This is a genomic window from Aquimarina aggregata, assembly GCF_001632745.1.
Lineage (GTDB): Bacteria > Bacteroidota > Bacteroidia > Flavobacteriales > Flavobacteriaceae > Aquimarina > Aquimarina aggregata.
Genome location: NZ_LQRT01000046.1, coordinates 438,254 through 460,183 on the forward strand (window position 1 = coordinate 438,254; position 21,930 = coordinate 460,183).

Annotated in this window: 12 protein-coding genes; 6 read left to right on the forward strand and 6 right to left on the reverse strand. The window is 32.1% G+C overall.

Features of this window, described 5'->3' with window-relative positions:
• The first annotated feature begins 1 nt into the window (after position 1).
• The 5 genes from AWE51_RS22780 (at position 2) to AWE51_RS22800 (ending at position 7,506) form a co-directional block, all read left to right on the forward strand.
• On the forward strand, positions 2-1,783 hold the full coding sequence (locus tag AWE51_RS22780; protein WP_066318664.1) for a RagB/SusD family nutrient uptake outer membrane protein: 1,782 nt from the start codon (positions 2-4) through the stop codon (positions 1,781-1,783).
• A 5-nt stretch (positions 1,784-1,788) separates the two neighbouring features.
• Complete coding sequence (locus AWE51_RS22785) at positions 1,789-3,510, forward strand: hypothetical protein (RefSeq protein ID WP_066318667.1); 1,722 nt, start codon at positions 1,789-1,791, stop codon at positions 3,508-3,510.
• Positions 3,511-3,555: 45 nt separating this feature from the next.
• Positions 3,556-4,713, forward strand: coding sequence for a mandelate racemase/muconate lactonizing enzyme family protein (locus AWE51_RS22790; protein WP_066318669.1), 1,158 nt, complete (start codon positions 3,556-3,558; stop codon positions 4,711-4,713).
• Positions 4,714-4,723: 10 nt separating this feature from the next.
• On the forward strand, positions 4,724-6,178 hold the full coding sequence (locus AWE51_RS22795; RefSeq protein WP_066318670.1) for an aldehyde dehydrogenase family protein: 1,455 nt from the start codon (positions 4,724-4,726) through the stop codon (positions 6,176-6,178).
• A gap of 260 nt (positions 6,179-6,438) precedes the next feature.
• Positions 6,439-7,506, forward strand: coding sequence for a formylglycine-generating enzyme family protein (locus tag AWE51_RS22800; RefSeq protein WP_066318671.1), 1,068 nt, complete (start codon positions 6,439-6,441; stop codon positions 7,504-7,506).
• Between the two features lie 299 nt (positions 7,507-7,805).
• Here AWE51_RS22800 and AWE51_RS22805 read toward each other — a convergent pair whose 3' ends face one another.
• The 6 genes from AWE51_RS22805 to AWE51_RS22825 form a co-directional block, all read right to left on the reverse strand.
• Complete coding sequence (locus tag AWE51_RS22805) at positions 7,806-9,908, reverse strand: carbohydrate-binding protein (protein WP_066318673.1); 2,103 nt, start codon at positions 9,906-9,908, stop codon at positions 7,806-7,808.
• Entirely contained in the window at positions 9,905-10,411 is a 507-nt protein-coding gene (locus AWE51_RS22810; protein ID WP_066318676.1) for a right-handed parallel beta-helix repeat-containing protein, read from the reverse strand. Before AWE51_RS22810 ends, AWE51_RS22805 begins: the two co-directional genes overlap by 4 nt.
• A gap of 192 nt (positions 10,412-10,603) precedes the next feature.
• Positions 10,604-13,360 (reverse strand): right-handed parallel beta-helix repeat-containing protein, encoded by a 2,757-nt coding sequence (locus tag AWE51_RS22815; protein ID WP_066318678.1) that lies wholly within the window; start codon positions 13,358-13,360, stop codon positions 10,604-10,606.
• A 157-nt stretch (positions 13,361-13,517) separates the two neighbouring features.
• Positions 13,518-13,688, reverse strand: a complete 171-nt coding sequence (locus tag AWE51_RS27240; protein ID WP_157766208.1) for a DUF1565 domain-containing protein — start codon at positions 13,686-13,688, stop codon at positions 13,518-13,520.
• On the reverse strand, positions 13,673-15,592 hold the full coding sequence (locus AWE51_RS22820; RefSeq protein WP_066318687.1) for a CBM96 family carbohydrate-binding protein: 1,920 nt from the start codon (positions 15,590-15,592) through the stop codon (positions 13,673-13,675). Before AWE51_RS22820 ends, AWE51_RS27240 begins: the two co-directional genes overlap by 16 nt.
• A 109-nt stretch (positions 15,593-15,701) precedes the next feature.
• On the reverse strand, positions 15,702-19,298 hold the full coding sequence (locus AWE51_RS22825; protein WP_066318690.1) for a carbohydrate-binding protein: 3,597 nt from the start codon (positions 19,296-19,298) through the stop codon (positions 15,702-15,704).
• Positions 19,299-20,544: 1,246 nt separating this feature from the next.
• Here AWE51_RS22825 and AWE51_RS22830 point away from each other — a divergent pair.
• Complete coding sequence (locus AWE51_RS22830; RefSeq protein ID WP_066318693.1) at positions 20,545-21,417, forward strand: AraC family transcriptional regulator; 873 nt, start codon at positions 20,545-20,547, stop codon at positions 21,415-21,417.
• Positions 21,418-21,930: the final 513 nt, after the last annotated feature.

Below are 21,930 nucleotides of genomic sequence, written 5' to 3' on the forward strand. Positions count from 1 at the left end.
GATGAAAAAAACACAATATATATTAACGATTATTTGCATATTTTTTATCATTTCATGTGATGATTATCTAGATCAGCCAAATCCCAATGCACCTGAGTTTCCGGAAACTATTCAGGACTTAGAAGATACTAACCTGCTCATAAATGCTGTTTACAATAGCTTATTTCATCATTATGTTTTGAGTATTGAAGAGAACACTTTAAATTCTGACGAAGGTTCTGTTGGTAATAGAGGAAATGGTGGTAACAACCCGTTAGACAGATTAGTTTGGTATAGACACGAGTATAACTCTGCGACAACTGAAGTTTCAAGAAAATGGGCAGCTTTATATCGCGGTATCTTTATAGCCAATCAAGCTATTCATGGACTAGAACTTATTGAACCCACGATTAGTTCTCAAACTGAAATTGATGAATGGAACAAACAAAAAGCAGAAGCTCAATTCTTTAGAGGACTCTATCATTTTTATCTGCATTCTACATTTAACAATGGAAACATAATTATTCGTGATCGATTTGAAGCCGATTTAGATGCTAGAAACAAAGATGTGTCTTCATCAGAAGAGGTAATAGATTTTTTTAGACAGGATTTAAAAGCCGCTATTGAGTTTTTACCAAACCCAAGTGAAATTCAAGAACAAGGAAGAATTACTAAAGGTACTGCTACTATGATATTAGCCAATAGCTATTTATATGAAGGTACAGATGCAGCTATAGAAACAGCGAAAAATCTTTACCAAGATTTAATAAATAATTTTGGCTATCAATTGGAGACAGACATGGCCAAAATGTTCACAACAGAAGGAGAGTTTAATAGTGAGTCTATATTCGAGGTACCTTATACTATAGACTTTAATGTTACAGATAATGCTTTTGATGAAAATAGTCTACATAATCGATTAGCCGGTCGTAGCGCACCTTTCACTTTTGGAGGTCAACAACGTTTTTTACCATCGTCTTGGTTAATTCTTGAGTATTTAAACGAAGAGATAGATCCATTAGATAATAGAAATGTCATTCAAGCTGGTAATGGCTCAACCACAACCAGAAGAGTATCTATGAGAGCTTCAGCAATGGTGGCACTAAATAATGATCTAGACACTCGAGTTTATCAAAGCCCAAATGTACTACAAGCTGGAAATCTTGGTGGAGGCAATAATAACTTTATTACCTCATTATTTAAAAAGTATACAAATCATGATATCGCCAGTAGCGAACAAGCTACTTCTTCTGGGGATCGCAATAAATCGGGTAAAAATGTAACGATCAATAGATTGTCTGAAGTTTACTTAAATCTTGCAGAATGCTATATAAGACAAAATCAAATTAGTGATGCTTTAAATGCTATAAATGCAGTCAGATCACGTTGGGGATTAATAAAATTAGGTGTTGGTTCGCCAAGTGCAAGTTTTGACAATATCGTTTATGATCAAACAACTTTAATGGAACATCTAATGTTTTTTGAAAAACCTTTAGAATTATCTTCCGAAGGTCATGCAATACGCATCATTGATCTACGTCGTTGGAATGTTGCTCAAGCCAGATTCTCTGATTTAGCTTTAAGGCAATATCATCCCATACAATATGATGCCCCAACAGGTCTATCCAGAGGATCTATCACATCACGTGCTAATGGAACAATTACTTTATTTGATCCTTCAGATCCACCTGGAAATTTGAATATTATATACAATGAATTTGAAGGTGCTGCAACTAACTATAGTATAAATCAAGGTTATCTTCCTATTCCCGAGGATGAAGTAAATAATAATACTGCAAACTAAACAAGATGAAAAGATATATATATTTAATATTAATACTCCTTATTGCATTTTTAGGGTGCAATAAAGACGATGGTAATTTTACTGAGTTTTCTAAACCGGAATTATTTACTCCTGCATTGGGAACTATTACTGAAGAAACTATTAACAATCCAATACCGATTGCTATAAATGACTTTTCATCGATAGCAGACGTATCACGAGGTGTTATTTCGAGATTTTGGAGAATAGACACAGGAATGTCATTCTTGAGTGAAAGATTCACACCAGCTGACAGTTTAAATTTAAATCAATTTATTATTGGAGAAGGAGGAAATTCTAGTAATGTTTTTTTCCTCTTCAAAACAGCTGGTTTAAAGGCAGTTAATTTGAGGCAAGTTTTTGATCGAGAAGTAAGTTTTCTAGGACAAACAGCAATACAAGAAGGGAGTGACTGGGTCTTAAACACTACGTTTACCTACAATGTTTTTGATAACCTTAATCCGGAAGCAATAATTTTTAATCAAGATGGGACTATAGAATTAGGACGTCTAAATGCCAATCAGGATCCAAACCAAGATAATATCAGTAGTTTCGAAACTATTACAATTGAAGCAGGTAGTTCTTTAAATTTCGTGGATAATACTACAACAGGAAATCCAGACGGAAGATTATGGGGTTTTGCAGAAGGTAGTCCTTCAGAAAGTACTGAAGAATCTGTAAATGTATCTTATAATCGATTGGGAGAATATCTAATAGATATTACTTCAACGAGGGACTCAAAAGGTAATACTTTAAATGCAGCATCAAGAACAAAAACACTTCCATATATTATTAAAGTAGTTCCGTCTTCACAGCCATTTATTGCTACTAATGCTACCGTTATTGATGATGGAGGAACTCTAGGAGAAGGAAGCTCTGTAATTGAGTTAGGAGTAAATGGTGAATTAGAAGATTTTTTAGGAGTAGAGAGTAGTTTTACGGTAAATGCAGTAAATGGTGGCTTCAACCAAAACATTCCAATTAATTCTGCTGTTGTGAGTAGTACTGATGCTACTACTATACAATTAACACTGGCAGAACAAGTTTACAATACAGACACTATTACAATTTCTTACGACGGGGCAATACCAATTACGTCTGTAGATACAAGAACACTTAATACCTTTACCAGCCTTACCGTAAATCCTGCAATAATTAATGTATTACAACCTGCTTCAAACCCAAGTTTTGAAGTCGGTGTTAGTAACGATAGACTAGGTAATTCGCAAGGATATAATCTTTTTGTTGGTGGCGGTGGTAATAATTTAGACAATGCAAAAAATACAGATGGCAGCTTACAGATTAATCGTAGTACAGAGCAATCGAGCGAAGGTAATGCCTCAATGAAATTTGACGCAGAAATGCCATTAACCGCTGGTTTTCTTAGTTACAGCAATACAATAATTTCCAATTCAGATATCCCAAGTGGCGAATTTATACTTGCTTATGATATTTATATCGAAGGCGGATCAACTTTTAATAACATTTTCAACAGAATTGTTGGTGCTACACCCGCCAATCAGTTAATGCCGTTAGATTCTTCTATCACTGATGAATGGTTTACTGTTGAGCGTCAATTTATATTAACCAACCCTTTATCTGGTAATATTGTTTTTAATTTTAGAAACAACGATAACACTGGAATTACAGGGAGACAAACCTTTTATTTAGATAATATAAGAATTTTAGTAGTCGAAAACAGACCTTAATTTCGTTTTGCTTGAAAAATATATTATTTTAAACAAACCACTATTATGATCATAGAAAAAATAGAAACTTTTATACTAAACGATAAGCTATCTAAAAGCTTTTTCTTTTCGCAATGGGAATATTCAGAACGTTGTATTTGTGTTGTAAAAATCACCACAAAAGATGGAAATTACGGATGGGGTGAAGGTTATGGCCCTGCTCATATATTAAATGAAGGCGTTAAGTTTTTAGCACCACTCGTCATTGGACAAAATCCATTAGAAAATGAGGTAATATGGAACACTATGTACCGTAAAACATTGGATTATGCAAGAAGAGGAATTTTAGTAGCCTCTATGAGTGCCATTGATATAGCTCTCTGGGATCTGAAAGGACGAATACTTGGATTACCCGTATCTACACTACTTGGTGGAGCACATAGAACAGAAGTAAAACCTTATGCAACTGGATTATACTTTACGGATAAACTCAACCCAACAAAAGACTTTGAACAAGAAATAACGTTATATAAAAAACAAGGATTTAAGGCTTTGAAAATGAAAGTAGGTCTTGGTATAGAAGAAGATTATAAAAATATTAAGTTTGTAAGAGAACTTATTGGCGAAGACATTCAGCTAATGATCGATTCTAATCACGCCTACAGTCTAAGAGAAGCGGTAATTTTGTCACAAAAGATTGAAAAATTTAATATCAGTTGGTTTGAAGAACCAGTTTCACCAGAATATTATAAGCAATATAGTGAACTTAGAAGTAAAACGAATATTCCTATTGCCGGTGGTGAATGTGAATACTTAAGATTTGGATTTCATCATCTTTTAAGAAATAATTCCGTTGATATACTCCAGCCAGACATATGCTCAAGTGGTGGGTTAACTGAAGCCAAAAGAATTGCCACTTTAGCAAGCACATATGGTGTAGATGTTGTACCACATACCTGGGGAACATCTATTGGAATTCATGTAGCCTTGCACTTCATTGCTAATTTAGAATGCATGCCAGGTAGAATGAAATCACCAGATTTTTTACTGGAATATGATCAAACAGAAAACAGATTACGAGATCATCTTACCTTTCCTAAAATCGAAATGAAAAATGGCATGATTAAAATACCCACAAGTCCTGGACTAGGATTGGAAGTCAATGAAGAAATACTATTAAAATATTCTTTAGATAGTAAAAAACTAAACGGATTATACAATTAATAAAGAAAATATGATCACCAAAAATTTTGGATATAAAAAATTATATATAGATGGCAAATTGTTAGAAGCCAAGGACAAAAAAAAGATGGATGTTATCTGTCCGGCCAACGGTGAAGTGATTGCTCAGGTTGCAGAAGCAAGTAAAGAAGACACTATAAATGCTTTAATCGCAGCTCAAAAAGGTTTTAAATACTGGTCTAATTTAACGCTAACTCAACGTACCGAATGGATGCACAAACTACGTGATGCTATAAAGGAAAAAGAACATGAATTACGTACCGCCATGGTATATGAAATGGGTAAAACGTATGATGGGGCATCCGAAGATATTGAGGGTATATTAAATGGTCTAGAATGGTATCCAAATGCGATGAAAAACCTTAGAGAGGAGCAAATTCCGGATTACGAAGGCACACATACACACAAGATGATTTCAAAACCCGCAGGAGTAGCTGTAGCGTACTTAGCTTGGAATTTTCCAATACTAAACGTTGGTTTCAAACTTGCACCTGCATTAGCTTCGGGGTGTTCTATAATTATAAAACCTTCAGAAATATCTCCGTTATCTACTTATATAATTGGTGAAATACTACATCAAATTCAGTTTCCTGCAGGTGTTGTCAATATTCTTGCGGGACCTGTTAATGGCGTGGCCAAAGTATTATCTACAAGTAAAATACCAGCCGTCTTAACTATGATAGGTTCAACAGAAACAGGTAAAAAAGTTATAGCAGATAGCACAACAAGTATTAAAAAATTAGGAATGGAACTTGGTGGTAATGCTCCATTCATTGTTTTTGAAGATGCAGATTTTGATAAAGCTATTGATTTAGGTATTGCATTACGATATGGAAATACAGGTCAAGTATGTGTAGCTGCTAATAGGATTTATGTACATCGAAAAATTTATGACAAGTATGTAAAATCTTATGTTGAAAAGGTTAAAAATATTAAGGTTGGTTTTGGCACAAAAGAAAATACAGATGTATTTATGGGACCAGTAGCTACTAGAAAAGATAGAGATCGTATGTTTTCTCTAGTAGAAGATGCTATTAATAAAGGAGGAGTTTTAGAATATGGCAATACAATTCCAGCAGATTTACCCGAAAATGGTAATTGGATAGTACCCACCGTAATATCTAATGCAAATCATGATATGGACCTTTTTGCTAAAGAAACTTTTGGACCGGTTGCTGGTATTATGCCTTTTGAATCTGATGATGAAGTTTTAGAATTAGCCAATAGCACCGAATATGGGTTAGCATCCTATATTTTTACAAATAATCACAAACGTATTGAGCGTTTTACCCAAGAATTAGAATTTGGTGAAATTCAAATTAATGGTGTAAAATATTCTATTTATTTACCTCATGGTGGAATTAAAAATAGTGGTATTGGGCACGATTGTTCTCATTTAGCCTTAGACGATTATTTAATAAAAAAACGAGTTTCGATTGCCAAATAGGGGAAAACATTAAAGTGAAATTTCTTATATATACTTATTTAGTGAGCACAACATTATCAGTATAACTCATGCTAAATAAATTATTTTTTCAAGGAAAGAAACATGCGTATTGATTAAAATATGATTAAAAAATAAATGAGGTTTACCTCATAAGGTAAACCTCATTTATTTTTTAATCATCATACAATTAGAGTTATTCAAAATTTATCCTTTAACCTGAGAAAATTAACCTTTATATTACTACAAATTTTTAAAAACCTATGAGACTTTTTAAAACCATCTTTCTTTTGTTTATAATCATCTTTGTTAATTGTAAGGGTGAGCCTAATAAATTAGGCCAGCATAGCACGATGATGAAACCTCCAAATGGTATGATCTGGGTTGAATCTAAAACTTTTTTACAAGGTGCTAAACAAGATGATAAATTTGCTATGAACAGAGAAAGGCCATCTCATTATGTAACAGTTGATGGTTTTTATATTGATGAAACAGAAGTAACTAATGCACAATTTAAATCTTTTATTAAGGCTACAAATTACATCACAGTTGCAGAACGTCCAATTAATTGGGAATTGATGAAAAAAGAACTACCTCCAAATACACCAAAACCTCACGATTCTGTATTACAACCAGGCAGCCTTGTTTTTAATAAAAACGTTAGGTCTGTTGTCAATATGCAAAATTATGGGCAATGGTGGACTTGGATGATCGGCGCTAATTGGAAACATCCTTTTGGTCCAGAAAGTTCTATAGAAGGAAAAGATAATTACCCTGTGGTACACGTTGCTTTAGAAGATGCTTTGGCATACTGTAAATGGGCAAATCGCAGATTACCAACTGAAGCTGAATGGGAATCAGCCGCATTAGGAAAAAACAAAAATACCATTTATACTTGGGGTAACGATTCTAGTTTACTAAATAAAAATGCCAATACATGGCAAGGTAAATTTCCCAACAAAAATGAATCTAAAGATGGTTTTGCCTTTATATCTCCTGTAAAATCATACTCTCCAAACAGTATTGGCTTATATGATATGATTGGTAATGTTTGGGAAATAACCACCGACTTATTCAATATAAAATATTATAGCGACTTAGATACTTCGGAACCATTAAATAACCCTCAAGGTGCTTCTAATAGCTTAAATTTAAACAATCCTTATCAAACTGAAAATGTTATGAAAGGAGGATCATTTTTATGTCATCAATCCTACTGCGCAAGTTTTAGGATTTCTGCTAGAATGGGTGTTGCGCAAGATTCTGGTAGTGATCATATGGGTTTTAGAACTGTTGTTACTAAAGATATGCTGAACAATAAAAACTTCTAAACGGAATCTGAGACATAAAACTATTAGAGATTCGATAGAAAAACCTTTAACATATTCTAAGAATAATCTTTACTTATAAAAATTAGATTCTCTGAACGATTAGTTAGAATAAAATCTATAAAAAAAGAGGTTTGTAGACTTTTTAAATTTATAATTTATAACCTAATCTTACATTAATGAAAAAAGTTGCACATACTAATCGACATAGTTTGACTAATCATTCTACTCGATATTCTTAGTATGTACAACTTCTTAAAGGTTTAAATTCAAATCAGTTTATAGTTATAATATCAATACTATTATTGAATTGTGAACTTTGTACTATTTGTATTTGATTTTAATACATAAATCCCATCAGCCAATCCAGAAACATCTATAGTTGTTTCCTCCTGACTAACAGTCAACTCTTTAAGAACAGCACCAGACATATTAAGAATTTTAAGTTTTGTGTTCCCTTTTTGGAAAAGATGCATAGAGCCTCCTTTTATAGGATTAGGAATAATTTTAAGATAAGAACCTCTATCCTCTTGATCTATATTTATTGTCTTATTAGATCCCATTTTTTTAAAACTCAACCAATTTAAGTTAAACAAGAATCCATTACCTCCAGAAAAATCTAATCTAATTTTATTATCACCTTCAGTCAAATTGGTAACCATGGTAACGGTTTTCCAAGATTGCCAACCACCTGTATTAACAACATTTAATTCACCTATATTTCTTTTCTTATAGGTAACATTTATCTTACCACTTGAGTTTAAAGAAGCTACTCTAGCGGATATCTTATATTCTCCCGCCTCTTTTACGGTCACCAAATATTCTGTATGATCACCATTTTCTATATATCCAATACTTTTTCCTCCTCCTGTATCTGTGGTATTTTCTAATCGCACTCCTGATTGAGTTAGAAAATCTTCTGCTTCTATTTTTCCTGGAATTATATGTCTCTCTCCCGAAGTATTTCCTCCAGAATGGTTTCCAGAATTAAAATCATTTGGATTAAGAGTAGACCCCACATCAGGAAATGAACTACCATATTCAATAGCTCCAACATCTGGTTTAGGTCCATTAACATTTGTTGTTATACCATTAATAAATCTTCCATTATTTATAGGAGAGGTACCTTGTTTTAATCTAAAGTCTCCTTGTGCAGCATTAACAAACAATGCATTACCATTACCTGTTACATTTCTTACATTATTCTGAAAATTTATATTTTGATAAATATGGTTTTTATCATCATCTTTAGCCTTAGTATCAATAATATTATTCCAGAAACGTATATTTTCTATCTTACCTTTATTATCTCTATTCCATATTCTAATTCCCCAATCCATATTCCAAACGGTATTATTATAAAAATAACTATCCTTTATCTTCGCTTGTCTAGGTCCCAAATAAGCAAAAGTTCCATCTGGTACTACATCAGTTTTAAAATTGTAAATCAAATTATGATGAACCGTATAATTATAACATCCTTCTAGATATAATGCTAGTACAAACTCTTTATGACCATCAGTTAAGGTATTGGAATCGTGTATCCTATTATAGGCTATCTCTGAACCTTTCATATCAACAGGAACACCCCAGTTACCTCCATTAGTACATTGTATAGAACCCGCATCCTGTCCCATTTTCATACAGTCATAAAGATCATTATATGTAATATCAATCTTACCATCATTAGTACGAATATGAAATCTACCTGTTGATCCAAGTGTTGTTTTTGTGATTTCGGTTCCATCTCCCCCATTATTCTGTATCGACGAGGTGAACTGAGCAATCCAACCGATATCTTCGATAAAGCAATTCTTTATTTTTGTATTTTTTCCTTCATCTATAAATAGTCCGTGACCCCAACTATGGGCGATGTAACAGTTTGTAAACTTATTGTTATTCCCATTTACAAAAACACCACCTTGCTCTGTTCTAGAAACTCCGTATCCTTTTCTGGTGAAAAATGGCCATAAATATTGAATTGAAGAATCCACGACTTGACAATTTGAGGATTTATCCATTTGAATTGAAGCTGCATGGATATTTAAACCTTGTATTTTGACTCCATTTTTTCTGTTAATTTGAAAGGCCCACTTTCTATTTTTAGCTGTAATTAATAAATTATTCGGATTTGTGCCATTAGGAGGTTTGAAATAAATTTTGTTTCCTTGTTGAAACCACTCTCCTTCTCGATTAAGGGCATTTAAATGAAAAATAAACCCAAAACCTTTACCATTATCCGTAAAGATTTTCTCGCTGTTATCGATCCAACCTTCAGTTATTGCATCTACTCTAAGTTCTTTTCCATTTGAAGCAGTAATAATTCCCATTGGGTTGATCCACTTCTTTCCATTTATTCCTCTAAAGATACCTCCTTTGAAAAAATTTGAAGGAAAACCGGTCATATTTGGGAATAATACTCTTCTATTTTTTTTTCTTTGACTCCTGTAAAAACCTGACAATCCTCGTATCCAGAGTTTTTATTTTCTGGATTCATCATTTCGCCAGTTTTATTATCTGGCCATCTAGCCATTTCTTGTCGTTTACCTCTTAAAAATAACATTGTGTATTCTGTTTCTGCTCCTGAGAAATTCGCAGAGTAAATTCCGTCTTTGTATATAGACCAATTCTTGATTTGATCTGCACCGGATACTGTTACTTTTTGACCATTGTAATTTTTAAACGTTGTATTATTTTGTTTTACAACAACATTTTCTCGATAAGTACCTGCTAGTATATAGCAAGTGTCTCCTGCAGCCATCATATCAGCGGCTTTCTGAATTGTTCTAAATGGTGACTGTAGATTACCATTGTTTGTATCCTTTCCATTGATTGAGACATAATAATCCTTAGCGGTCATACTCAAGGATAATAGTAAAACGGTAAGCCTTAATAATTTAAATTTCATGATTGAATTAGGGTTTTAAAAATAATTTATTAAAATTATCAGTGTTAGTGTTAAGTATTACAAAATGTTTATTCTTTCTGATATTCATTAATTCAACACTATTGATAATGAAAATACAAAGTGAGATCATTTTGTTTTATTTTATAAGCTATCAGAGACTTAAAATTTCTAATAGTAGCTTATTATTTTTTTTTATTCTTTAATAAATTGAATTCTATTTTTACCTGATGCTTTAATTATATATAATCCAGATTTTAATTTTGATACATCTAAAGATTCCTCTTGATTTTTTGAAACTTGTTTCTTTAAAGTATTTCCAAATAGGTCATAAATAATAATAGGCTTTCCTGAATTAACACCAGAGATGGTAATAAAATCTTTAGCCGGATTCGGGAATACACTAATTCCTATTTCTTTCTTATGATTAGTCGGTAAGTCTTTTGAAACTTGGCTATTTATGACTACTGGTTTGATTTTCCATTTTTGATTACCATTACCTAGACCAAAAGAATATGTTGTTACGTTAGCATTTATCACTCCGTTCTTTCTATCCAAACCTTGAGATAAACAATGAGAAGGCTTCAAACCATAAACTCCTTCTCCATTTTGAATTACTTTCCATTTTTGATGATCACCTAAGACTTGAATATATGTAGAAACCTGAATTGAATTTTCACATTTAGCATAGGGCACCTCCAAATATTTACCATTGGCCCTATTTTTTATGGTATAAATATTATCCCCTAAATGATTGAAAATCCATTTTTGATCGTCATATTCTCCTGGGTTTACCATTTTTGCTTCATAATTTTCTCTAGCCCTGGATAATAATCTTTGATTTGAAGTTATAGATTCAACTGTATAAGTTCCATTTGTTATTAATTGGGTAGGTGGTGATATTTCACCTTCACCTTTAAGCAGAACTATCGAGGAATAAGCTGCTAGAGTTATGTTTCCAGAATATGAGATGTTTTTAGCATCTATATAATTGATATTCCCTAAATTTATTTGTTTTTCAGAATTCGTTTTGTTCACCTCGAATCTCATAATAGTATTTGGGTCAACTGAAGCATTAAATTTAACTGGTGCATTTTTCCCTTTTTTTTCATAGTTAGGATACTTAGACTTAAACTGAGGTAATAAATATTCACTAGTTTGTCTTCCCGCTCTTATACTAAGTTCTTTCCCTCCAGTAAATGGCTGACAATAATAATTGCTATTTATATTACCCAAAAAAGTATTGAATCCTGTATCTGTAATTTGATTTGTATATCTGGCACAGAATTGAGATGGTTTTCTTGTAAAGAATGTATTTCTTAAAACTGTATTTCTTGTTGCTTGTGCTACACTTCCTCCCGATCCAAAACTATTATTATATGTAGATAAAACTATACCCATTTCGCAATTATAAACTATATTATCTCTAATTGTACTTTTACTAGATAGGTTCGCCATTAACCCCCAACCTACTACATTATAAATTGTGTTTTCATATATAAGCTGATTTTGAGAATCATTATCTATATAAATACCTGCTGTTTTTACTCCCCTATTAGAAGGAATCCCTCTAATAGCTCCAGGAGAATCATGGACTATATTTTTGTAAATACTATTATTACTTTCACGATTACCAACAGTGTAAATCCCCCCTCCATCATCTTTGGTAAAACAATAATTACTTATATCGTTATAGCGTATCTTGAAATTGTCGCCTCCAAATTGTAATGCATGATACCCTATTCCTTCTAGTGTATTTTTTTCTATAATATTAGGTAATCCGCCAGAACGACCATAAAACCTGATTCCCGAATACCCAATAAAACTACGCGCTCCCATTCCTGATCTCATCCCTATGTTTCTAATCTTATTATTAGAAAAAGTAACTCCGCTGATATTCTCCCATCTTAAACCTAGGTTATTACTTTGATCTAAAACATTATTAGAGAAATTAATATTAGTTAACGTGTATCCTAAAGTCAAGTATTGATTTCCATTATATAAGTAACAACCTGTTACTGTAATGTTTGAAGAACCACTCATCAATAGTGTCTGAGATAGTCCTCCTTCAAATCTCAAATTTTGTATTCTAAAATATTTACCATTATTAATATTTATAGCGTTTTCTCCAGAAGGGATTTCAACATTCAAATTATTTGGATTTGTTGTAGTATATAAATACAATATTCCCGCATTAATATCATGAGCCCATTCTCCATTTTTATCTAGGGTGTTTACATGATTTTGAAAAAAATAACCAAAATTATCTTCAATTTTATTTTCAAATGAATCGTTAGGCCTTGATAAATTGAAATTAACCGTTTTTCCTGAATGAGATGTGATTGTTTCAACTTTCACATTATCATCAGTAGTTCTAATTGTTATTTCTCCACCTCTAAATCTGTTTGCTACATAAGGCAAATTAGACGATTCAGAAATTGACCTATTATTTGATGTATGTGAACTAATAGTTCTGTATCCTCCATCGGTTATATTAAAATTAGGTTCTCTCCCGATTTGTTGTGCTACATTGTCTAGAAATAATGAAGATGTTCTTGCATTATCAATTTTGCCTAGATTGGTTTTCCATATATTACCGTTATGACGTGTCCAGTTATTGAGTTTTCTAGCCGCTCTTATAACAGCTTGTTTTCCGGATCCATAGGATTTGACCACAATAGGGCTACCAAAATTACCACTTTTACCTTTTAAATCAAGAGATCCATAAAAAACATCTCCCCTGTTAAAATTTATAACATCACCAGCTACAAAAGATCCTTTATTACTATTTACCTTGGCAACTGTTTTCCATGGTGTTGATGGAGAAGTTCCGTTATTTAAATCATTACCCGAAGAACTGACATAAAAGTTCTTTTGAGCTAGCCCTGCATTTATTCCTAGACATACTAGAAAGACAATAAAGCATTTGGTTTTAAGTGTTTTTTGTTTCATGTTAATACTGCTTAGTTAGTTTTATTTGTGATTTTGTGTTAGTAAATCATAATTTTTTGATGAAAATTATTGTTATTATTATTTATTTTCGCTTCCAGATAGCATATAAATTCCTAGTAACAGATTTAAAACCAAATAGTCTACAACTACCTCTTCTTTAATATGTTCCATTACCTATTAGCACTCTGTTGCCGGCTAAAGCTTCATTAATTCCTTTCTGTATTGTCAAAAAAGGAGCATCTGTTGTACCTGTATTGGTATCATTGCCTATTTTAGAAACATAAATATTCTTTGAAAAAAGATTTAATTTTATTAGTACTTTATAAATCTAATAACTCTGTTCGACACTTTGATAAGGTATGTTCCTGATTGGATACCCGAAAGACTGACTCTTTCCTTTTTATTTGTGGATTTTTTTCTTTTTATAACCTTTCCATGAAGATTATAAATAGCGATATTATCACCTATATTAATCCCAGAAATTACAACAACATCTTTTACAGGGTTTGGAAAAGCTTTAAGGTCAGGTAAGCTCGATATATTAGCATGCAATTCAGAATCGCTTAGTTTATTTTTGTCACAGTTTAACTCCAAAATAAGTCTTGGGGCTGTATTACCTTCTTTTGAAGAAAAAGAAACGTCATTCCCGCCTGTTTGTTTAATAATTAAAGAAACATTTTCACCAGGAGTGATTCCTGATAATTCCCACTGATACGACTGTCCTGATCTATATGTAGTATTGAGAGATCCTATTTTAGCTCTTTCTGAAGGCTTATTACTATTCGAAAGATTACCTTCTGTCCAGTTGTCAGAATTTCCTTTAAAGATTTCTATAAGTCCATTACCACCATCTGTAGATACTGTAAGTTTTAATTTTGTACTTGTAACGTTTTCTGTCACTGCTGGTACAGTAAACTGAAGATACGATACTCTTTTTCTGCTTTCTACTCTAAGTTCTCCACTATTAAATCGAGTACCACTCTGTAGATAAACATCTTGACTAGCAATTACGTTTCTTAAATTATCACAAGTATTATTTCCTTCCAAAACCACGGGGTATAACGTTCCTCCTTTTGGAGACTGATTTGCTTGTAAAGGAGGGAAATTTGTTGCTGGATTTGAGGGTTTTACTTGTCGAGGTCCTTTATATAAAAGGTTCGGATCAGACCAAGGTGTCATATTGTTATGATTCTCTTCAAGGCATCTATTTTTATATATGAAATTTGGTTTTTTTGAGTTCTGATGTTGTGTAGACCATGGTCCCATAATAGCATAATAGTTGGGTTCTCTACTATTATTATATACAGCATTAGGCGTATCTGCCTTTGAATTAGGCATATCAAATGGTAGCGTGATTCTATTGTTCTCTATTAAATTGTTACCATTATCACCACTGTGAAAGCTTACCTCTTGCCTAAAATTATTATCATATACCACATTATATTCTACTTTACTTCCTTGTAGAGATATATGACGTAAATGAGTAACTTCACATCCTGTAATAAGATTATAAGCTCCTTGTATAAAGAAATACCCCTGAGCCCCTCCTGCTTTTTTATGAGCTCCATCTACTTTTAGATCTCTTAATGTAATATGGTTAGCGGGGACTCTTACAGGGTCTTTGGCAGAATTGATAATATTCACTTTATCTAACCAACAGTCCTGAGAATCGTTAAACTTTACAGATATATTATCATTACCTCTTAATTCATCATTAGCACCCAGACTATAGTTCCAGTCGTATTTTGGTTTCCCCCAGCTTCCTTCAATTGTTAAAGTGTATATCCCACTTTTACTAACCTTATAGAAGCTAAAAGCACTACTATTATTCATCCTAATGATACACTTCACCCCTGTTCTACTTTCCCCTATCAAGGAGACATTAGATTTCATAGAAACACGTTTATTAATATTATATGTTCCATTTTTAAGCAATACGGCGACTAATCCACTTTGTTTGGAAGCATCGTTAATGGCCTTGTTAATAGCATCACTATCTGCTCCATTAGTAAGTGTTTTTACTATTCTAATATCTTTTAGAAATGGAATACCACCTCTAACACCTGCTTTTTCCCACTCTTTCATCTGTGGATAACGGCTGTCGTACTTACTCGAATCAAAAATTACTCCAGGATCACCTATGTTTAGCTGTCCATACGTTTGCGTAAGTGTATTAGATAATAAAAAAATCCAAATAAAAATATTCTGTTTAGGTTTTAAAAGTAGTTTCATGGTTTTAATTTTAAACTATTTTAGATTAAAGAGATAAAAGAAGTTTTCTATTGATTTAAGCTGTATGAAATTTAAAATTTCACACAGCTTAAACTCCCTTAGAATAAATTTATTCTTTGATAAATTGAACCCTATCTTTACCTGGTATTGTAACGATATACAATCCTGGTTTTAATTTTGACACATCTAAAGATTCTTCTTGATTTTTAGAAACCTGTTTCTTTAAAGTATTTCCGAAAAGGTCATAGACAATAATGGATTCTCCTGAATTTACTCCAGAAATAGTAATAAAATCTTTCGCTGGATTCGGAAAGACTTTAATTTTTATATCTTCAACTTCTAAGTCGCTTGTTGATGTTGTAAATGTAGAGCAATCTTCCAATATTTCAGCTGGTCCAAATCCTATAGGTTTGGTATATGTTTTAGATAATACAAATTTATCCATCTCGAATCCATCTTCTCTCATTGAAAAAGAAATAGTATGAACTCCAGCAGTCGGTACATTAATAAATATTTTTTGCGGTTCCCCACAATGATTTGCTCCCGTACGCTGTTTACTCTCCCAAGTCCATTGTTGCTTACCACTACACCATTGCATCTTTTGTCCTGAAGTTGGCCAAGTTCCATCAATACCAACATGTACACCATTATCCTCTGATCCAGTAGAATGTGCTCTTACCCAAACAAAATATTTTCCTGGGTTTGTGAATTTAACTTTGTAATTTACAATAGCAATTTTTCCTGGTTGATTGGAGAAACTTTCAGAAGTAAGAGGGTCACCATGAGTTACTCTTGTATCTGGTAAAATTTCTAAATATTCATTACCACTTGCTCCATTAAAATGATTTGGATCCGGATCAGGAGTTGGTGTGCCTGTAGTAGTAGTATCAAATGCATACCATTTTCTTTTATCATCTTTAGATTGGCTATCAAAATGTTCTGCTTCTACCGCCAATACTCCATTACGTTCTACAGCGATGCAATCAGTTCCTCCACTATTATCATTCTCGATAAAACTTAATTTATTTACATTAAATAAGAATCCGCTACCTCCGGAAAAATCCAATCTTAACATTTGTTCTCCGACTGTAAGGTTTACTAAAGTTTTAATAGCTACCCAAGTTTGCCATCCTCCTGTATTTTCAACAGATAACTCGCCTACTTCAGCACCCTTTGCTTTTACTATTATCTTCCCACCTGACGTATTAGTAGCAACTCTTGCGGTCAACTCATATTCTCCAGAGGCGCTTACATTTACCTTATAAGTAGAAAAATCTCCATTTTCAATATATCCAATATTTTGTCCTCCTCCGATATCAGAAGTACTCTCTATCTGGATTCCTGATTGAGTATTAAAATTCTCAGCTTCTAGCGTGCCAGAAATCGTTACTACTTCTTCATTATTATCATTATCACTACAATCCAATTCTAGAATAAGCTTTGGGGTCGTATTACCCTCTTTTGAAGAAAAAGAAACATCATTACCTCCTGTTTGTTTAACAATCAAAGAAACAGTTTCACCAGGAGTGATTCCTGATAACTCCCACTGATATGACTGCCCTGTACTATATGTAGTATTGAGAGATCCTATTTTAGCTCCTTCTGAAGGTTTATTACTATTCGAAAGATTGCCTTCTGTCCAGTTATTAGAACTTCCTTTAAAGATTTCTATAAGTCCATTACCTCCATCTGTAGATACCGTAAGTTCTAACTTTGTACTTGTAACGTTTTCTGTCACCGTTGGTACAGTAAACTGAAGATACGATATTCTTTTTCCACTTTCTACTCTAAGTTCCCCATTATTAAATCGAGTATTACCTTGTAGGTAGGCATCCTGACCCGCGATTACGTTTCTTAAATTATTACAACCACCTCCATTGCCATTACCATCTTTACTTTTTATTAATGCTACCCAATCTTTATTATCTGGTGCTACTAAATTATTTCCTAATGTTGTTTTAGCAGTTAGATTACCTCCAGTTCTAGGGTTAAACCATTGCACATCATATTTGTTATTACCAGATGGCAAATTTAATCCTGTTGATCCTCCATTAGGTCTGTACACTGCATATACATTTCCTGCTTTTGCGAACACATAATCATTACCATCAGAAGTAACTCCGTCAGAAGAAACCATCTCTGTTAAATACGATTGCAAATGACTATTAAAAAATTTAAGAGCGTAACTTCCTTCTTTATATTTATTTCCTCTTTTTCTATGATCTTGTCCATTAAGATCACCATCATCACTTGTATACCCACTATAATATTCTACTCCAGTGCCTCCTGCCATTAATGTAGCCCAAAGTACCTTTTCTCTTACTTGTTTATCAGAAACTCTTATACCTTCTGTAGCACTGCCTTGTTCGTCATTCGCAACTACCCATTTTCTTCCAGAATCACGAGATTTTTCGATCCATTTCTTTACATCCCTGTGGATATTATTTTGACCCGATTGAATAGAAGCTCCTGTAAGTACTGAGTTGTTTCCTAATAGTGGGTTATATCTTTTATCTTGTTCTCCTGGATAGGTATGGATCACAATATTATGATCATATGGATCAATTTTTTTTATATACGAAGCAGTTGATTTTACAACATCGTCACTTAATGTTGTCTCTTCTGTTAAGTTCCAATTTAGTGCCAAATGATGACCAAATCTTGCAATAAGCTCACGATAATATAATTTTCTTTCTCTACCAAAACTATTACCATCCATAAAGTTATCATTTTCAGTCTCCATAGTTTTGAAGTGTAAATACACTCCCTTTTTATCGGCATACTCCATCACTTTTTCCCATTGTGCCAATTTAGAGACATCAAAACGATCTTTATATAGTTTGTTCCATTGTCCAGCTTTTCCAGTATTCGAATAATCTTGCATTGACCCTTTTAAAATATGAGGAAAAACACCACCATCATCACCTCCTGCTGCCCAAGTTAAAAATGACATTACATTTGCCCCTTGACCAGATAAGTAGTTAACAACTCCTAATAACTCAGTTCCTTTACCTCCATTCCAAGTATATTCACTCGCGTCTGCAGCTACATAGTCTCTTTGGTGAGGTTGCCATGTCTTGCTTTTATTCCCTCCCGCAGTATTACCAGGTGTCCCGTCAAAATCCTCATAATGAAATCGATTTTCTGGAGAATCTGCTCCTGCTTTCAAAAACCAAGGTCCATTAGGGTTTTCTGGATTTGTTCCTATATGTTTCAAATAATGTTCTCCAACATATTTAAGTCTACCAAGATTTTTACTTCTAAAATCTCTACCTGACTTATTAGATTCCATAATATTAAATGTTCCTGTATTACCATTCATAAATCCAGCATCAGACCCTCCGCCATTTATAGCGACATTAGATCCTGATTTAAAAGAGACTGACCAATTCCAAGCTCCAATATCATCTGGAGTAAAATGAACCTTCCATTTATTGCCGGAATCACAACCTGTATTTTCTGCATTGCCACAAGCGGCAAAAAATCCTGGTACAATATAACTTCTATTACTCCCTTGATGAGTAAAAGTAACTTCTAAACGATAATCAGAAAATGGATTGGGATTTGATGTTTCTGTAGTATTAGGACCATTAAAAGTAAGACTAAGTTTGTGCCATCGTTTGAGTTCTCCATCTAGAGTTTGAGCATTTAGTATAAGACCAAAAAGGGCAAATACAATTAAAAAATAGGGTTTTAAAAGTTTCATTGTGTTAAAAGTTAAGTTAGTTTTAATCTTCACAAAGAAGATTCTAATTAAAATTTATAAATAATAAAAAATTGATTTACATGAAGAGATATCAATATTAAATTTATTTGATATTCGACTGGAATTTGACTGTGCTTAACATCGCTAATACAATCTTATTGAATGAATTACATGAATGTATTACTTACCATGAGAAGACATAAAAAGAATCAAAAACTAATACAAAAATGACGAGGAACTGAGACTAATTTAAAATAGTTTTTAAAAAAGTTTTAATTCATTGTTTTTAAAATAATTTTCAGAATTAAATAAATCAGATACATAAATAAAATGACCTTGCAAAGTATAGTGCTCTGGACACTGTAACCTTATAAATTAATCAAAAACCGCGCTGAATATTATAATTAAAAGTTCTCTATTTTTATACAATTACAAGACTTTTAAGTAAAGAGATCCCAAAACGGTTCGACTAAAAATTATCAATCCTTTTTTATCTTCAAAAGAAAAATTACACCACAATCTATACCGACTTACCAACTGAGATTAATCTGTCAACTTATCTGAAATTATAAATTATGATTGTCCAAAATGCCCTTGGTTACGATTTTATTACTCTAAATGATATTTAATTTATAAATAAATCCTATACCACAGTCTGGGATCGTCTACTATAAAATATAGTATTGTTTTTTACTTTTTGATGAAGAATCCAGCGGAATGTTATCAATAATTTCAACATTGTGGAAAATGCAATCACACTAAAAATTGCTGTGCCTAGCCCGAATAATTTTAAATTTTTCATTTCAATAGTTGAGTTTGTGTCTACATAAATCTTAAAATGGTATTTTAAGATTTATTATAAGAATTGGGAATAAGAACTTCGTTGACAAATAAGCTTTCCATAAATAACCATTTATATCCAAATAGTGCACTGATTAAGATCCTTTTTATTTTTGAATAAATTAATTAATACGAAAAAACAGATTAGAAAAGAGTTCATTATAATCTACGTTTAGGTTAAAATGGGGGATTTAGATTTTAAATCAAAATTAAAGTAAATACTAATGCCTTAGTAATCATATTTTATCCTTTGATTACATTTTTTTAACCTAGTTTATTAAAACAAACAATACATTTTTTTTTTTTGAGTTTGAACGACCTTAAACATCTGTTTTAATACAAAATACATTTCAAATTTCATAAAAAATCATAATTCCATATTTACCCAACCAAGAATCTTAAAGCAATGAGACTTACTTACAAAGAAATTGAACTTAAACCTGAAAAATCCTTTTCTGTTCAACGGGCTAACATCCCCTGCTTAGAAGAAGATTGGCATTTTCACAAAGAATTAGAGTTGTTTTATATTATAAAAAGCACAGGAACTCGTTATGTTGGAAATTCTGTTAATAGATTTGAACCGAACGAATTATATCTTATAGGAAGTGATTTGCCACATTTATTTAGAAATGATAAAGAATATTATAAAAATAGCATCATAAACACTAAGACGGTTGATGTTATTATCATAAAGTTTAAACCAGATTTTTTAGGTAATTATTTTTTGAACCTCACAGAATTACAGGCTATAAAATTTCTTTTTCAAGAAGCTAATAAAGGTTTAAAATTTTCTAAACACGCATCAAAGCAAGTTCATGATCTTTTAATACAATTAGTAAAAAGTGAAGGAACACTTAGCATCTTAAAACTCCTTGAAATATTGCATTTGTTATCATCAAATAAAAATTATAAACTATTGTGCCCTAAATTAAATAATTTTTATTTCAGAAAAGATGAAAAAGAAAAAATGGCTAAAATTATTAATTACTTGAATACAAATTTTGATAAGAAAATTGATTTAAAGACAATAGCTTCTATTGCACATATGACGCCTAATTCTTTTTGTAGATACTTCAAAAAACATACTCATAAATCTTTTTCACAATTCTTAAACGAAATTCGAATACGAAACGCTTGTAAACTACTAATACAAGGAGAGTTACAAATAACCACCATATGTTATCAATCAGGTTTTAACACGATTACTAACTTTAATAGACAATTCAAATCATTTATTGGTATTACACCTTCTGATTATCTTAAAAAGTATGAGCTTTAAAAAAAATCATATCCTATACCTTAAATTAAAATTTGACACTTACTAAAATTAACTAATAATCAGGATGTATTTTACAAAGGAAAAGGAAAAGAAGAAGAAAAGAATGCATTTAATTAACGATTTGTAGATACACTTAATACTAGAATTAAAATAAGAACTAGAAAGGATAAATTTAAATGTAATGGTTAAGACTTAATCATTAAATAATTTCTATTGCGGTTAATAAACTTTTTATTGTTTAAATAAATACTTGAAATTTAATGGATTCGTTATGATTTGAATTATTATGGTTCACTATGCAATCTAATATATTGTTCTTTGTATTGTGCCTTTTTTATTCGCTCCCATTTTCTGGTAGACTTTTTAGTATAATGTTTTCGCTCCATTATTTCTTTCAGTTACTTAACATTTCTCCTAGTCTCTTTAATTATCCTATATACAGGTGAATAACATTAGCTTCTTTATCTGTTAGTATATCTAATACACCTTAGACATCCGATTTTAGTAAACCCT

Bases quoted from the DNA above. Each gene is read 5' to 3' on its own strand.
- AWE51_RS22785 (WP_066318667.1), top strand. From the start codon at position 1,789: ATGAAAAGATATATATATTTAATATTAATACTCCTTATTGCATTTTTA.
- AWE51_RS22790 (WP_066318669.1), top strand. From the start codon at position 3,556: ATGATCATAGAAAAAATAGAAACTTTTATACTAAACGATAAGCTATCT.
- AWE51_RS22795 (WP_066318670.1), top strand. From the start codon at position 4,724: ATGATCACCAAAAATTTTGGATATAAAAAATTATATATAGATGGCAAA.
- AWE51_RS22805 (WP_066318673.1), bottom strand. From the start codon at position 9,908: ATGACCGGTTTTCCTTCAAATTTTTTCAAAGGAGGTATCTTTAGAGGA.
- AWE51_RS22820 (WP_066318687.1), bottom strand. From the start codon at position 15,592: ATGAAACTACTTTTAAAACCTAAACAGAATATTTTTATTTGGATTTTT.
- AWE51_RS22810 (WP_066318676.1), bottom strand. From the start codon at position 10,411: ATGAAATTTAAATTATTAAGGCTTACCGTTTTACTATTATCCTTGAGT.
- AWE51_RS22825 (WP_066318690.1), bottom strand. From the start codon at position 19,298: ATGAAACTTTTAAAACCCTATTTTTTAATTGTATTTGCCCTTTTTGGT.
- AWE51_RS22830 (WP_066318693.1), top strand. From the start codon at position 20,545: ATGAGACTTACTTACAAAGAAATTGAACTTAAACCTGAAAAATCCTTT.
- AWE51_RS22800 (WP_066318671.1), top strand. From the start codon at position 6,439: ATGAGACTTTTTAAAACCATCTTTCTTTTGTTTATAATCATCTTTGTT.
- AWE51_RS22815 (WP_066318678.1), bottom strand. From the start codon at position 13,360: ATGAAACAAAAAACACTTAAAACCAAATGCTTTATTGTCTTTCTAGTA.
- AWE51_RS22780 (WP_066318664.1), top strand. From the start codon at position 2: ATGAAAAAAACACAATATATATTAACGATTATTTGCATATTTTTTATC.